This is a genomic window from Pseudomonas defluvii, assembly GCF_001695625.1.
Taxonomy (GTDB): domain Bacteria; phylum Pseudomonadota; class Gammaproteobacteria; order Pseudomonadales; family Pseudomonadaceae; genus Aquipseudomonas; species Aquipseudomonas defluvii.
This window is the reverse complement of the sequence record NZ_MBPN01000009.1, coordinates 13,024-26,105: the sequence shown is the minus strand read 5'-3', so window position 1 is coordinate 26,105 and position 13,082 is coordinate 13,024. Positions and strand designations below refer to the sequence as shown.

Genomic DNA, 13,082 nt, shown 5'->3' with positions numbered 1-13,082 from the left:
TTGCGAATGGACTTGGTACTCGACCTGCTCTCAACCGTTTCCCGCTGGAGCCGCAGTAACCTGTCGGAGATTTCCTTGGCGCTGGTCGGCTGCCTGCTGGTGCTGTTCGGCACGGATATCAAGGGCTGGATCGAACAACGGATCGGCAATCTGGCGGGCGCCTTGCGCGTCCCGTTCATGGCCCTGCTGTGCCTGATCGGCAGTGGTGCAGCGCTGATCTATGCCACACCCTGGGTGGTGCGCGGCCTGAGCCAGTTCAACAACTATGCCCTGGCACCGGTACTGCTGGTGGTACTGGTGCTGATCGGCGTTGTCGCCGACCGCCGCTGACCTGCAGGAGCCGGCAGTGCCGGCTCGCGCAGAGGCTTACGCCAGCTTCTCGAACTTCAAGTCCCAGACGCCATGCCCGAGCCGCTCACCGCGACGCTCGAACTTGGTAACCGGGCGCTCTTCAGGACGCGGTACGCATTTGCCGTCTGCTGCCAGGTTGCGGTAACCCGGTGCAACGTTCATGACTTCCAGCATGTACTCGGCATAGGGCTCCCAGTCCGTGGCCATGTGCAGCACACCACCGACCTTCAGCTTGCTGCGTACCAGTTCGGCGAATGCCGGCTGAACAATGCGCCGCTTGTGGTGACGGCTCTTGTGCCAAGGGTCCGGGAAGAACAGCAACAAGCGATCAAGGCTGTTGTCGGCCACGCACTTGTTCAGCACTTCGATGGCATCGCAGTCATACACCCGCAGGTTCTTCAGGCCCTGGGTCAGCACGCCATTGAGCAGCGCACCGACACCCGGCCGGTGCACTTCGACACCGATGAAGTCCTGTTCAGGCGCAGCAGCGGCCATTTCCAGCAGGGAATGGCCCATGCCGAAACCAATCTCCAGCGTGCGCGGAGCGGCGCGACCGAAAACCTGGTCGAAATCCACCGGGCTGTCGCTCAGCGGCAGGACAAACAGCGGCGCGCCCTGGTCCAGGCCACGCTGCTGGCCTTCAGTCATGCGGCCGGCACGCATCACAAAACTCTTGATGCGGCGGTGTTGACGCTCTTCGCCTTCAGTAGAGATCGGCGGTTGTTGCGATTCAGTCATCGGGGGCTCTTACTTGATCAGACCATCCAGCGGCGACGAGGCGCTGGCATAGAGTTTTTTCGGCATACGACCGGCCAGGTACGCCAGGCGGCCGGCAACGATTGCATGTTTCATGGCCTCGGCCATCATGATCGGCTGCTGAGCATGGGCAATCGCCGAGTTCATCAGCACGGCCTCGCAACCCAGCTCCATGGCAATGGTCGCGTCCGACGCGGTACCGACACCGGCATCGACCAGCACAGGCACCTTGGCTTCTTCCAGGATGATTTGCAGGTTGTACGGGTTGCAGATACCCAGGCCGGTGCCGATCAGGCCCGCCAGCGGCATCACGGCAATGCAGCCAGCTTCGGCCAGTTGCCGGGCGATGATCGGATCATCGCTGGTGTACACCATCACGTCGAAACCGTCCTTGACCAGCACTTCGGCGGCCTTCAGGGTTTCGATCACATTGGGGAACAGGGTCTTCTGGTCCGCCAGTACTTCCAGCTTCACCAGGTTGTGCCCATCGAGCAGTTCGCGGGCCAGGCGGCAGGTACGCACGGCTTCGACGGCGTCATAGCAACCGGCGGTGTTCGGCAGGATGGTGTAGCGGTCTGGCGGCAGCACGTCGAGCAGGTTCGGCTCGCCCGGGTTCTGGCCGATGTTGGTACGGCGCACGGCGACGGTGACGATCTCAGCCCCCGAGGCCTCGATGGCCAGACGGGTTTCTTCCATGTCACGGTACTTGCCGGTACCCACCAGCAGGCGCGACTGGAAGGTACGGCCAGCCAGGGTGAAAGGCTTGTCGCTACGAACATTGCTCATCGGAAATCCTCTTGGGGGTTGAGGGGCTTGCAGGTGAATCGCGGGGCGGCCTAGCCGCCACCAATGGCGTGGACGACTTCGACCTGATCGCCTTCGCGCAGGGCGGTGGCGGCGTGCTGACTGCGCGGCACGATATCCAGGTTGAGTTCCACTGCAATCCGGCGGCCGACCAACTCCAGCCGGGTCAACAATGCCTCGACGGTCGTACCGTCAGGCAGCTCATAGGGTTCACCGTTCAATTGAATGCGCATGCGGACGGCAGCCATTATTTTCAGGGGGCCAGCATTCTAGCCCCGATCCACGCGGATGACCAAGGCAAAGCAGCGCCATTCGTCCCGGTTTTCGACCGATCAGTCAACTCAGGCGCCAGGCGGCAAGCCCCAGGCACAACCAGCCCGCGAGGAACGCCACACCGCCCAGTGGCGTGATGATGCCCAACTTGCCGACGCCGGTGAGTGTCAGCAGGTACAGGCTGCCAGAGAACAGCACGATACCCAGGCTGAACAGGCCGCCGGCCCAGCCCACCAGGCGCCCGGGGAGCTGCGTGGCAAGCAACGCTACCGCCAGCAGGGCCAGGGTGTGAATCAGTTGATACGTGACCCCGGTTTGAAAGATCGCCAGGTACTCACTGCTCAAGCGTGCTTTCAGGCCGTGCGCGGCAAAGGCGCCAAGGGCGACACCGGTAAAACCGAAAAAGGCAGCGAGCAACAAGAAACTACGAAGCATAAGACAACTCCCAGTCAGGACCATGGCGAGGCAGAGGGTCTGTATAATGGCCCGCTCCATCGGTTCGGCCAAGCCATCTCTCCTATGCTGTCATCCCTACTGCGTCGCCTCACTCGTGCCCTGCTCTGGTTCGCGGCCGGCAGTGCCCTGCTGGTGCTGCTCTTTCGCTGGGTGCCGCCACCGGGCACTGCACTGATGGTCGAGCGCAAGGTTGCCTCCTGGTTCAACGGCCAACCGATAGACCTGCAGCGCGACTGGCAACCCTGGGAACAGATCTCTGACGATCTGAAAGTGGCGGTGATCGCCGGAGAAGACCAGAAATTCCCTGAGCATTGGGGCTTCGATTTCACGGCAATCCAGGCCGCGCTGGCCCACAACGAACGTGGTGGCAGCATCCGCGGGGCCAGTACGCTGAGCCAGCAGGTGGCGAAGAACCTGTTTCTCTGGTCGGGGCGTAGCTGGTTGCGCAAGGGGCTGGAAGCCTGGTTCACGGCGCTGATCGAAGTGTTTTGGTCGAAAGAGCGCATCCTTGAGGTGTACCTCAACAGCGCTGAATGGGATGACGGGGTGTTTGGCGCACAGGCCGCCGCCCGACACCACTTCGGTGTCAACGCCCGTAACCTGTCCCAGCAACAGGCCAGCCTGCTCGCTGCCGTGCTGCCCAGCCCACGCAAATGGAGCGCCAGCCACCCCAGCAGCTACGTCGCGCGACGTGCCAGCTGGATACGCCAGCAAATGCGCCAGTTGGGCGGCAGCAGTTACCTGAGCTTGCTCGACAGCCGACGTGCGGCGCCCTGGAATCAGTAAGCCGCTGCCCTGTATCACGGGCAAGCCAGTTGCCACACGATGTGAACAAGGCCATGCAGTACAGGTCGCCCTATTGAGCAAACGCCTGAAAAACAAAAGCCCCTGGCCTTTCGGTCAGGGGCTTTGTTTGTAGGGCTTGGCGCAGCGCCTTACAGCCCGTCGAGCAGGGCCTTGTTGCGTACCGCACCCTTGTCGGCGCTGGTGGCCAGCAGGGCGTAGGCTTTCAGCGCAGTGGTCACTTTACGTGGGCGCACTTCAACCGGTTTCCAGCCTTTCTTGTCCTGCTCAACCCGGCGTGCAGCCAGTTCGGCGTCGTCCACCAGCAGGTTGATCGAGCGGTTCGGGATGTCGATCAGCACTTTGTCGCCATCACGTACCAGGCCAATTGCACCACCGGCTGCCGCTTCTGGCGAAGCATGGCCAATCGACAGGCCCGAGGTACCGCCAGAGAAACGACCGTCGGTCAGCAGCGCGCAAGCCTTGCCCAGGCCTTTGGACTTCAGGTACGAGGTCGGGTAGAGCATCTCTTGCATGCCCGGGCCGCCTTTCGGACCTTCGTAACGGATGATGACGATGTCACCTTCCTTCACTTCGTCCGCGAGGATGCCGCGTACCGCGCTGTCCTGGCTTTCGAAGATCTTCGCGTTGCCTTCGAACACGTGGATCGACTCATCGACGCCGGCAGTTTTCACCACGCAGCCGTCCAGGGCGATGTTGCCGTAAAGCACAGCCAGGCCGCCTTCTTGCGAGTAGGCGTGCTCAACGCTGCGAATGCAGCCGTTTTCACGGTCGGCGTCGAGGGTTTCCCAACGGGTCGACTGGCTGAAGGCGGTCTGGGTCGGAATACCGGCCGGGCCCGCGCGGAAGAAGGTATGCACCTCGGGGTCATCGCTCTGGGTGATGTCCCACTTGGCGATGGCATCGGCCATGGTCTTGCTGTGTACGGTCGGCAGGTCGGTATGCAACAGGCCACCACGGGCCAGTTCACCGAGGATGCTGATGATGCCACCGGCGCGGTGCACATCTTCCATGTGGTACTTCTGGATGTTCGGCGCCACTTTGCACAACTGCGGCACTTTGCGCGACAGGCGATCGATGTCGCGCAGGTCGAAGTCGATTTCGGCTTCCTGAGCCGCGGCCAGCAGGTGCAGGATGGTGTTGGTCGACCCACCCATGGCGATGTCCAGGGTCATGGCGTTCTCGAACGCCTTGAAGCTGGCAATATTGCGCGGCAGAACGCTCTGATCGTTCTCGCCGTAGTAACGCTTGCACAGCTCGACGATGGTCCGGCCAGCCTGCAAGAACAGTTGTTCGCGGTCGCTGTGGGTGGCCAGGGTCGAGCCGTTGCCCGGCAGGGCCAGGCCCAGGGCCTCGGTCAGGCAGTTCATCGAGTTGGCGGTGAACATGCCGGAGCAGGAACCGCAGGTCGGGCAGGCGCTGCGCTCATACTCGGCGACCTTTTCATCGGAGGCCGAGGAGTCGGCTGCGATGACCATGGCGTCGACCAGGTCCAGGCCGTGGCTGGCCAGCTTGGTCTTGCCGGCTTCCATCGGGCCGCCAGAAACGAAGATCACCGGGATGTTCAGGCGCAGGGCGGCCATCAGCATGCCGGGGGTGATCTTGTCGCAGTTGGAGATGCAGACAATGGCGTCGGCGCAATGGGCGTTGACCATGTACTCGACCGAGTCGGCAATGATCTCGCGGCTTGGCAGCGAGTAGAGCATGCCGTCATGGCCCATGGCGATGCCATCATCGACCGCGATGGTGTTGAATTCCTTGGCCACGCCACCGGCGCGTTCAATCTCACGGGCGACCAGTTGACCGAGGTCCTTGAGGTGGACGTGGCCCGGTACGAACTGGGTGAACGAGTTGGCAATGGCGATGATCGGTTTCTTGAAATCGTCGTCTTTCATACCCGTGGCGCGCCACAGGGCGCGTGCGCCGGCCATGTTGCGGCCGTGGGTGGACGTTTTCGAGCGGTAATCTGGCATGGAGCACTCCTGGCGGCTAAACAGGTAACAAAAAGGGGAGTGAGCGTCTCTTGTCCTTTGCACCGAAGGCAGGTGGCCGCTGGTGCGGATGAAGCCGAGAACGCCGCGGGATCGCCGTGCGCTCGGCCAGAGCTCATAAACCCGCCGGGGATGACTGGCGATGAATAGGCCGATTCTACACGGCTGGCCGCGGGAAGGAATGGCGCTATAGCGGGTTGGTGCGTCAGCGGTGCCTCCAAGGGGAAAATCTGGCGGCACTTGGTTAGACTGCCGCCCTTCGCAGCTCCCCCGGCAAAAGGACTTGGCATGCCCGCGTTATCCCCTTCGTTGTATTTCTATCTGCTCGTTGGCGCCCTTCAGGGGCTGTTGCTCTTGAGCGCACTTTGGCTGGAGATCCCCTGGATCAGCACCATGCTGGTGACACTGGCTACCGTCGGCGGGATCAACCTGCAACTGCTAGGGCGTTCAGTACTGCAGCGTGGTACCTGGGTACTGGTTGCACTGATGACACTGGTGATGACAGCGATCAGCGGCTGGGTCTTTTCCGAAAACGGCTCGCAGTGGTTGCAAGGGTCCTGGGTGGTCTGCGCGAGCCTGCTGGGCTACATCGGCTGCGCCTTCATCGCCAGTTGGCCAACCCGTGAAGGCCGCTGGCCACGCTATGAAGACCTGTTCAGGCATGCCTGGAACAACATTTTCATCGTGCTCCTCGCCCAGCAGCTGATCATGGTGGTGATGCTGCTGGTGCTGTTATGTGGTGCGCTGTTCAAGATGCTGGGCGTGCCGCAGGTCAAGGCGGTGCTCGAGTCACCACTGTTCCTCGCGATCGCCTTGACACTGGTGTTTTCCCTCGGCATGCGCATAGGCCGCGAGAAAGAGACGGTCATTGGGCTGCTGCGTGGCGTGCTGCTGGCGGTGTGCCGCTTCCTGCTGCCATTCGGAGCACTGATGACCGTGCTGTTCATCCTGACCTTGCCATTCAGTGGTCTGCAACCGGTCTGGGATACCGGTTCTTCGACCCTGATCCTGCTGTGCCTGGTGGGGCTTAACCTGTTTCTGGTCAATGGTGTGTTCCAGGACGGTCACGACAGCGCCCCATACGCCAGAGGCTTGCGGCTTTTGGTGGAGTTGTCCCTGCTGTGCTTGCCGGTGCTGGTCGTACTGGCAGGCTACTCGACCTGGCTGCGCATTGAGCAATACGGCCTGACGCCACAGCGCTTCATGGCGATCCCACTGCTGCTGGTCGCGCTGCTGTATAGCCTTGCGGCGGTGTGGGCGGTTGTTCGCCGGCAGTCGGTGTGGCTGGGGCATCTGCGTACCAGCAACCCGCCCATTGCCCTGTTTGGCTGCGTGGTGTTGGTACTGGTGCATACGCCACTGGTGAGCCCTGAGACCTGGAGCGCAAAGCACCAGGTGCAACGCCTGCTCAGCGGGCGTACAGCGGTGGCGGACTTCGATGCCTGGACCCTGCGTTACCGGCTTGGTGCGCCTGGAATCGAGCAGCTCGAATGGCTCACGGCCGAAGTGGACCGCGGGCAGATTCTGGACGCTCAAGGGCGCGAGCAGCTGCGTGAGATTTTGAAAGAGCCGACCTACCGCTCGAACTCGGCAGAATTTGACGGCCGTGATAACGCCTTGAAGATCGAGTGGGTCGGCAATACCGAGGACGGTGTCGAGACGATGCTGAAAGGCGCGTTCATCGGCATGCATTGCCAGGGGGCTGGTTGCGTACTGCACGCCATGGACCTGAACGACGACGGTCGCAACGAGGTGCTGCTCGTGTCCAAGGAGGAATGGGCGTTCAAGGCTTACATTCTGGAGCGTGATGAGCACGGCGAGTGGCGAGCGGCTGCAGACCTGGAGGGGCAGGACGACCCGGCGCGCGTGATCGAGTTGATCCGCCAGGGTGCGCTAAAGCCGGTCAAACCACGCTTTAACACGTTCAACATCGACGGTGTGGAACTGAGCGCAGTGCCAACGCAAGACTAGGTGTTGGGCTGCCGAGCAGCCCAACACCGGCACCGCATGTTAGCTGTTAGGCAGCAAACGGCAGGTCAGGCTCTTGATGTAGCGGGTTTCCGGAATCGCCGGGTGTACCGGGTGATCCGGGCCCTGGCCGCCACGTTCCAGCAACTGGATGTTGCGGTCCAGGTGGCGGGCGCTGGTCAGCAGAATGTTCTGCAGGTCGTCTTCAGGCAGGTGCATCGAGCACGACGCGCTGACCAGGATGCCGTCCTTGGTGAGCAGGCGCATGGCTTGCTCGTTCAGGCGACGATAGGCGCCCTCGCCGTTCTTCAGGTCTTTCTTGCGCTTGATGAACGCCGGTGGGTCGGCCACGATCACGTCGAAACGCTCTTCGGCAGCTTTCAGTTCTTTCAGTGCTTCAAATACATCACCTTCGACGCAGGTGACCTTCTCGGCAATACCGTTGAGTGCAGCGTTACGCTCAACGCCGTCCAGGGCAAAGCCCGAAGCGTCGACGCAGAACACTTCGCTGGCGCCAAAGGCACCGGCCTGCACGCCCCAGCCACCGATGTAGCTGAACAGGTCGAGAACACGCTTGCCTTTGACGTACGGCGCCAGGCGCGCACGGTTCATGCGGTGGTCATAGAACCAGCCGGTTTTCTGGCCTTCCATCACCGGCGCTTCGAACTTCACGCCGTTTTCTTCCAGTGCAACCCACTCAGGCACCAGGCCGAATGCGGTTTCCACGTAGCGGTTCAGCCCTTCGGCATCACGTGCGGCGGAGTCGTTCTTGAACAGGATGCCACTTGGCTTGAGCACCTGGATCAGCGCAGCAAGGATGTCGTCGCGGTGCAGTTCCATGGTGGCCGAAGCCAGTTGCACGACCAGAATGTCGCCGAAACGGTCGACCACCAGGCCCGGCAGCAGGTCGGAATCACCGTAGACCAAGCGGTAGTAAGGCTTGTCGAACAGGCGTTCACGCAGCGACAGGGCCACATTCAGGCGGTGCACCAGCAGCGACTTGTCCAGCGGCAGCTTGGCATCACGCGACAGCAGGCGAGCACAGATCAGGTTGTTCGGGCTCATGGCGACGATGCCAAGGGCTTTACCGCCCGCGGCTTCCAGCACGGCCTGATCACCGGCCTTGAAGCCATGCAGCGGGGTCGCGGCGACGTCGATTTCGTTGCTGTAAACCCATAGATGGCCGGCGCGCAGGCGGCGGTCGGCGTTGGCTTTGAGGCGAAGGCTGGGCAGGGACATGACGTCGCTCCGGAAAAAAGAGCGGGAGTATAACGCGTCGACGAGGTTCAACGCGTGGCCGAGGATAAATAGCCGCCAAGTGGTGAACCGAGGTGGCAATTAGTTGCAATTGAGCCATCTGCCGGTGTTCCTTGGGCGCAGGGCAAGGTTAAAATCGCCGCTCAGCCCCGAGTGTGTACTTATGTCCCAAGAGCTCTCCTCCGAACAGATTCAGCAGGCCCTGCAGGGCATCAGTGTGCCGCCCCAGCCGCAAATCATGGTTGATCTGCAAATGGAGCAGTACATGCCTGATCCAGACCTGGAGATGATCGCCAAGCTGATTTCCCAGGATCCGGGGCTTTCTGGGGCACTGCTCAAGCTGGTCAACTCAGCGCATTTCGGCCTGACCAACAAGATCGCTTCGATTCAGCGCGCGGTGAATCTGCTCGGTAGCCGTTCGATCATCAACCTGATCAATGCGCAGTCGATCAAGGGCGAGATGAGCGATGAAACCATCGTCACCTTGAACCGTTTCTGGGACAACGCCCAGGACGTGGCCATGACCTGCATGACCCTGGCCAAGCGCTTGGGCTCACAAGCGGTGGACGAGGCCTATGCCCTGGGGCTGTTCCACGACTGTGGCATCCCGCTGATGCTCAAGCGTTTCCCGGAGTACATGAGCGTGGTCGAAGACGCCTACGCCAGCGCCGGGCCCGGCCAGCGGGTGGTCGATACCGAAAACCAGGTGTTCAACACCAACCATGCCGTGGTCGGCTACTACACCGCCAAGTCGTGGCGCCTGCCGGAACACCTGAGCAATGCCATTGCCAATCATCACAACGCCCTGGCGGTATTCAGTGATGAAACGGCGCGTAACAGCCAGTTGAAGAACCTGCTGTCGATCCTGAAGATGGCCGAGCATATTTGCGCTTCGCACCGGGTGCTGGGTGGCCAGAGCGAAGACCATGAGTGGAACACCATCAGCCATCTGGTGCTCGATTACGTCGGCTTGCCTGAGTACGACTTCGAAAACCTCAAGCAAACCATCCGCGACCTGGGTGGGCATTGATCGATGCCTGAATTGCCAGAGGTCGAAACAACACGACGCGGGATCGCGCCCTATCTGGAAGGTCAGCGGGTCAAACGGGTGATCGTGCGTGACCGGCGCCTGCGCTGGCCGATCCCCGAAGACCTTGATGTTCGCCTCTCAGGCCAGCGTATCGTCAGCGTCGAACGGCGGGCCAAGTACCTGCTGATCAACGCCGAAGTCGGTACATTGATCAGTCACCTGGGCATGTCCGGCAACTTGCGGCTGGTAGAAATCGGCCTGCCAGCGCTCAAGCACGAGCACGTGGACATCGAACTGGAGTCCGGGCTGGCACTGCGTTACACCGACCCCCGGCGCTTTGGCGCGATGCTCTGGAGCCTCGACCCACTGCACCATGAACTGCTGATCAAGCTGGGGCCTGAGCCGCTGACCGATCTGTTTGACGGTGAGCGCCTGTTCCAGCTATCGCGGGGACGCTCAATGGCGGTCAAGCCATTCATCATGGACAACGCGGTGGTGGTGGGCGTCGGCAATATCTATGCGACCGAGGCGTTGTTTGCCGCCGGCATTGACCCTCGACGCGAAGCGGGGAGCATTTCCCGGGCGCGTTACCTGAAACTGGCTATCGAAATAAAGCGAGTCCTGGCCAGTGCCATCGAGCGTGGCGGTACCACCTTGCGTGACTTTATCGGTGGCGACGGCCAGCCTGGCTATTTCCAGCAGGAACTGTTCGTTTACGGGCGCGGGGAAGAACCGTGCAAGGTGTGTGGCAGCACCTTGCGAGAAGTACGCCTCGGGCAGCGCGCCAGCGTGTACTGCCCGCACTGCCAGAGCTGAGCCGCCTCAGCGTGGGCTGAATACCTCGGAGGTGCCCAGCCCGCGTGGATCGCTGGCCGCCTCCAGGGTATGCCCGGCCTTGTCCCAGAACAGCACCTGTTGATTGCCATAGGCGCGGCCCACGTCCTTGAGCGTGTAACCACGCGCCTGCAACTCGCGCTGCTGCTCGGCACTGAACGCCCCTGGCTCGTGTTCGACCACGTCCGGCAGGTACTGGTGGTGGTAGCGCGGTACCGCTGGCCACGTGGCCACGGGCCGGCCATCAAGAAACGCCATGACCGATAACAGCACCATGCTCGGGATGCGGCTACCGCCAGGCGTACCAAAGGCGGCGAACTGGCTGGGGCTCTCGATAAACGTGGGGCTCATGCTCGACAGCGGGCGCTTGCCAGCGGCTACCGCATTGGCCTGGCTGCCGGCCAGCCCGTAGCTGTTGCTGCCGTTGGGGTCTGCTGCAAAGTCGTCCATTTCATTGTTCAGCACCACACCCGTACCTGGGGCACTGTAAGCGGCACCAAACGGCAGGTTGACCGACAAGGTAGCCGCTACCGCATTGCCTTCGGCGTCGATCACCGCGAAATGAGTGGTGTGGTCGCCTTCGCGCCAGGCCGGCGCTGGCGGCAAATCGGCACTGGGGGTCGCCTTGTAGGTATCAATGCCATCGGCCAACCCCTGCAGGTAACCGCGCGAAAGCAACTGGGGGATCGGGCTACTGACGTAATCCGGATCGCCCAGCAGGCCACGGTCTCGGTAGGCGCGGCGCAGCACTTCAAGCACGTAATGACTGCGCTGTACGCTGTCGGCGCTCTGCCAGGGCAGGCGCTGAAGCATGGCCAGGCTCTGTGCCAGGGCCACACCACCGGCAGACGGCGGTGGTGCGCTGATCAGCTCGCGGTGCTCGGCCAGCGGGTAGCGCAACGGTTCACGGTGAACGACGCGGTAGTCGTTCAGGTCGTCCTGGCGCCAGATACCGCCTGCACCCTGCACGCCACTGAGCAGTGCCTTGGCCGTGGCGCCGGCATAGAAGCCGTCATGACCCTGCTCGGCCAAGCGTGTCAGGGTGACGGCCAGTTCAGGTTGGCGGATGAACGTACCCAACGCCGGGACGTCACCGTCTTTCAAGAACAAGCGCGCACTTTCCGGGTCGTCACGCAGGGCAGCCAGGCGCATCTGGGCACGGTCGCGGTAAACCCGGTCGACAGCAAAACCCTGATTGGCCAGGCGAATGGCCGGCGCCAGCGAGCGGGTTAGCGGCAGCCTGCCGTAGTTGGCAGCGAGGTCGGCCAGCGCGGCAGGCAGGCCTGGAATAGCGGCAGCCAGCGGCCCATTGATCGACAGGCCCGGTTGAACCTTGCCGTCCTTGAGGTACAGGGTCGCAGTCGCCTTGCCCGGCGCACGCTCGCGGGCATCGATGAACTGATAGCGGACCGGTGAGCCGGGTTGGCGCAGCAGGAAGAACCCACCGCCACCCAGCCCAGAACCATAAGGCTCAACCACCGCCAGGGCAGCACTCACGGCAATTGCCGCATCGAACGCGTTACCGCCTTGCTCCAGCATTTCCCGGGCGGCTGCCGTGGCTTCCGGGTGCGGGCTGGCAATCGCCGCACGCCCCGGGCCGTCGGCCAAGGCCTGCGTGGCACACAGCGCCAGCGCGGCGCCAAGCAACAGTGAGCGAAGCGCGGCGCTACCGGGCATCAGGCCTTGCCGGTGATCTTGCGGTACTTGATCATCAGTTCTTCATGGGTTTCCGGGTGGGCTTCATCCAGCGGGATGCAGTCAACCGGGCAAACCTGTTGGCATTGCGGTTCGTCGTAGTGACCGACGCACTGGGTGCACAGGTTCGGGTCGATCACGTAGATCTCTTCGCCCTGGGAAATAGCGGCGTTCGGGCACTCGGGTTCGCAGACGTCGCAGTTGATGCAGTCGTCGGTGATGATCAGGGACATGGGGACTCCGGCCTGGGCATCTGGCCCTGGCATGTGAAAACCAATGTGCGTAATTGTGCCGCATTAGCGCCCGCGATGCACGCGGGCGCTCGGTTCAGGCCGGAAGAATCACTTCTTGAAGCGTTGGGTCAGGGCGTCGGCCACCGCTGGGTGAACGAACTTGCTGATGTCTCCACCCAAGGCTGCGATTTCACGCACCAAGGTGGAGGAGATAAACGAATAGCGTTCGGAGGGCGTCAGGAACAGGCTCTCGACATCCGGCGCCAATTGGCGGTTCATGTTCGCCAGCTGGAACTCGTACTCGAAGTCGGACACTGCGCGCAAACCTCGCAGGAAGACATTGGCTTGCTGCTCCTTGGCAAAATGCGCCAGCAGCGTGGAGAAGCCAATGACTTCAACATTGGGCAAATGACGGGTGACCTCGCGCGCCAACTCGACCCGTTGTTCCAGTGGGAACAGCGGGTTCTTCTTGGGACTGGCGGCAACCGCGATAATCACGTGGTCGAACAGGCGCGAGGCGCGTTCGACCAGATCGCCATGGCCCTTGGTAATAGGGTCGAATGTCCCTGGGTACAACACTCGGTTCATCGCGTCGTCCTGGCAGGAGTGCGTTGGGGAGTCGGATGGTAG

14 protein-coding genes are annotated in these 13,082 nt (G+C 62.1%); 5 read left to right on the top strand and 9 right to left on the bottom strand.

Annotated elements, in window-relative coordinates:
* The first annotated feature begins 6 nt into the window (after window positions 1-6).
* Window positions 7-330: a DUF3392 domain-containing protein gene (locus tag EKA13_RS04375; protein ID WP_065758187.1), complete on the top strand. Its 324-nt coding sequence runs from the start codon at window positions 7-9 to the stop codon at window positions 328-330.
* A gap of 36 nt (window positions 331-366) precedes the next feature.
* Here EKA13_RS04375 and trmB read toward each other — a convergent pair whose 3' ends face one another.
* The 4 genes from trmB to EKA13_RS04355 form a co-directional block, all read right to left on the bottom strand.
* Window positions 367-1,089 (bottom strand): tRNA (guanosine(46)-N7)-methyltransferase TrmB, encoded by a 723-nt coding sequence (gene trmB / locus EKA13_RS04370; RefSeq protein WP_065758186.1) that lies wholly within the window; start codon window positions 1,087-1,089, stop codon window positions 367-369.
* A 9-nt stretch (window positions 1,090-1,098) separates the two neighbouring features.
* A complete protein-coding gene (locus EKA13_RS04365) occupies window positions 1,099-1,893 on the bottom strand; it encodes a thiazole synthase (protein WP_065758185.1) in 795 nt (264 codons plus the stop codon).
* 50 nt (window positions 1,894-1,943) lie between these two features.
* Window positions 1,944-2,144 carry a sulfur carrier protein ThiS gene (thiS, locus tag EKA13_RS04360; protein WP_065758231.1) on the bottom strand — a complete coding sequence of 67 codons (201 nt, stop codon included), beginning with the start codon at window positions 2,142-2,144 and terminating at the stop codon, window positions 1,944-1,946.
* A 103-nt stretch (window positions 2,145-2,247) separates the two neighbouring features.
* A complete protein-coding gene (locus EKA13_RS04355; RefSeq protein ID WP_065758184.1) occupies window positions 2,248-2,619 on the bottom strand; it encodes a DUF423 domain-containing protein in 372 nt (123 codons plus the stop codon).
* Between the two features lie 84 nt (window positions 2,620-2,703).
* Here EKA13_RS04355 and mtgA point away from each other — a divergent pair, with 84 nt between their 5' ends.
* The gene (mtgA, locus tag EKA13_RS04350; protein ID WP_065758183.1) at window positions 2,704-3,426 is read left to right on the top strand and encodes a monofunctional biosynthetic peptidoglycan transglycosylase; all 723 of its coding nucleotides are present in this window, start codon (window positions 2,704-2,706) and stop codon (window positions 3,424-3,426) included.
* A gap of 149 nt (window positions 3,427-3,575) precedes the next feature.
* On the opposite strand, the gene ilvD is transcribed toward mtgA, so the two are convergent.
* Window positions 3,576-5,417, bottom strand: a complete 1,842-nt coding sequence (gene ilvD / locus EKA13_RS04345) for a dihydroxy-acid dehydratase (RefSeq protein WP_065758182.1) — start codon at window positions 5,415-5,417, stop codon at window positions 3,576-3,578.
* 306 nt (window positions 5,418-5,723) lie between these two features.
* On the opposite strand from ilvD, the gene EKA13_RS04340 reads away from it, so the two are divergent.
* Window positions 5,724-7,406: a DUF4153 domain-containing protein gene (locus EKA13_RS04340; protein WP_065758181.1), complete on the top strand. Its 1,683-nt coding sequence runs from the start codon at window positions 5,724-5,726 to the stop codon at window positions 7,404-7,406.
* Window positions 7,407-7,445: 39 nt separating this feature from the next.
* Here the strand turns inward: EKA13_RS04340 and EKA13_RS04335 are convergent, their stop codons facing one another.
* The gene (locus tag EKA13_RS04335) at window positions 7,446-8,642 is read right to left on the bottom strand and encodes a class I SAM-dependent rRNA methyltransferase (protein WP_065758180.1); all 1,197 of its coding nucleotides are present in this window, start codon (window positions 8,640-8,642) and stop codon (window positions 7,446-7,448) included.
* 235 nt (window positions 8,643-8,877) lie between these two features.
* On the opposite strand from EKA13_RS04335, the gene EKA13_RS04330 reads away from it, so the two are divergent.
* Window positions 8,878-9,690: an HDOD domain-containing protein gene (locus EKA13_RS04330; protein ID WP_176717393.1), complete on the top strand. Its 813-nt coding sequence runs from the start codon at window positions 8,878-8,880 to the stop codon at window positions 9,688-9,690.
* A gap of 3 nt (window positions 9,691-9,693) precedes the next feature.
* Complete coding sequence (gene mutM / locus EKA13_RS04325; protein WP_065758178.1) at window positions 9,694-10,506, top strand: bifunctional DNA-formamidopyrimidine glycosylase/DNA-(apurinic or apyrimidinic site) lyase; 813 nt, start codon at window positions 9,694-9,696, stop codon at window positions 10,504-10,506.
* 6 nt (window positions 10,507-10,512) lie between these two features.
* Here mutM and ggt read toward each other — a convergent pair whose 3' ends face one another.
* From ggt to coaD, 3 genes are all read right to left on the bottom strand, one after another.
* Complete coding sequence (ggt, locus tag EKA13_RS04320; RefSeq protein WP_065758177.1) at window positions 10,513-12,201, bottom strand: gamma-glutamyltransferase; 1,689 nt, start codon at window positions 12,199-12,201, stop codon at window positions 10,513-10,515.
* Window positions 12,201-12,452, bottom strand: coding sequence for a YfhL family 4Fe-4S dicluster ferredoxin (locus EKA13_RS04315; protein WP_065758176.1), 252 nt, complete (start codon window positions 12,450-12,452; stop codon window positions 12,201-12,203). Before EKA13_RS04315 ends, ggt begins: the two co-directional genes overlap by 1 nt.
* Window positions 12,453-12,560: 108 nt before the next feature.
* Window positions 12,561-13,040 (bottom strand): pantetheine-phosphate adenylyltransferase, encoded by a 480-nt coding sequence (gene coaD, locus EKA13_RS04310; RefSeq protein ID WP_065758175.1) that lies wholly within the window; start codon window positions 13,038-13,040, stop codon window positions 12,561-12,563.
* Between the last annotated feature and the right edge of the window lie 42 nt (window positions 13,041-13,082).

What these genes read in the sequence shown, in the direction of transcription:
- EKA13_RS04375 (WP_065758187.1), top strand. Translation starts at nt 7, where the DNA reads ATGGACTTGGTACTCGACCTGCTCTCAACCGTTTCCCGCTGGAGCCGC.
- trmB (WP_065758186.1), bottom strand. Translation starts at nt 1,089, where the DNA reads ATGACTGAATCGCAACAACCGCCGATCTCTACTGAAGGCGAAGAGCGT.
- EKA13_RS04365 (WP_065758185.1), bottom strand. Translation starts at nt 1,893, where the DNA reads ATGAGCAATGTTCGTAGCGACAAGCCTTTCACCCTGGCTGGCCGTACC.
- thiS (WP_065758231.1), bottom strand. Translation starts at nt 2,144, where the DNA reads ATGCGCATTCAATTGAACGGTGAACCCTATGAGCTGCCTGACGGTACG.
- EKA13_RS04355 (WP_065758184.1), bottom strand. Translation starts at nt 2,619, where the DNA reads ATGCTTCGTAGTTTCTTGTTGCTCGCTGCCTTTTTCGGTTTTACCGGT.
- mtgA (WP_065758183.1), top strand. Translation starts at nt 2,704, where the DNA reads ATGCTGTCATCCCTACTGCGTCGCCTCACTCGTGCCCTGCTCTGGTTC.
- ilvD (WP_065758182.1), bottom strand. Translation starts at nt 5,417, where the DNA reads ATGCCAGATTACCGCTCGAAAACGTCCACCCACGGCCGCAACATGGCC.
- EKA13_RS04340 (WP_065758181.1), top strand. Translation starts at nt 5,724, where the DNA reads ATGCCCGCGTTATCCCCTTCGTTGTATTTCTATCTGCTCGTTGGCGCC.
- EKA13_RS04335 (WP_065758180.1), bottom strand. Translation starts at nt 8,642, where the DNA reads ATGTCCCTGCCCAGCCTTCGCCTCAAAGCCAACGCCGACCGCCGCCTG.
- mutM (WP_065758178.1), top strand. Translation starts at nt 9,694, where the DNA reads ATGCCTGAATTGCCAGAGGTCGAAACAACACGACGCGGGATCGCGCCC.
- ggt (WP_065758177.1), bottom strand. Translation starts at nt 12,201, where the DNA reads ATGCCCGGTAGCGCCGCGCTTCGCTCACTGTTGCTTGGCGCCGCGCTG.
- EKA13_RS04315 (WP_065758176.1), bottom strand. Translation starts at nt 12,452, where the DNA reads ATGTCCCTGATCATCACCGACGACTGCATCAACTGCGACGTCTGCGAA.
- coaD (WP_065758175.1), bottom strand. Translation starts at nt 13,040, where the DNA reads ATGAACCGAGTGTTGTACCCAGGGACATTCGACCCTATTACCAAGGGC.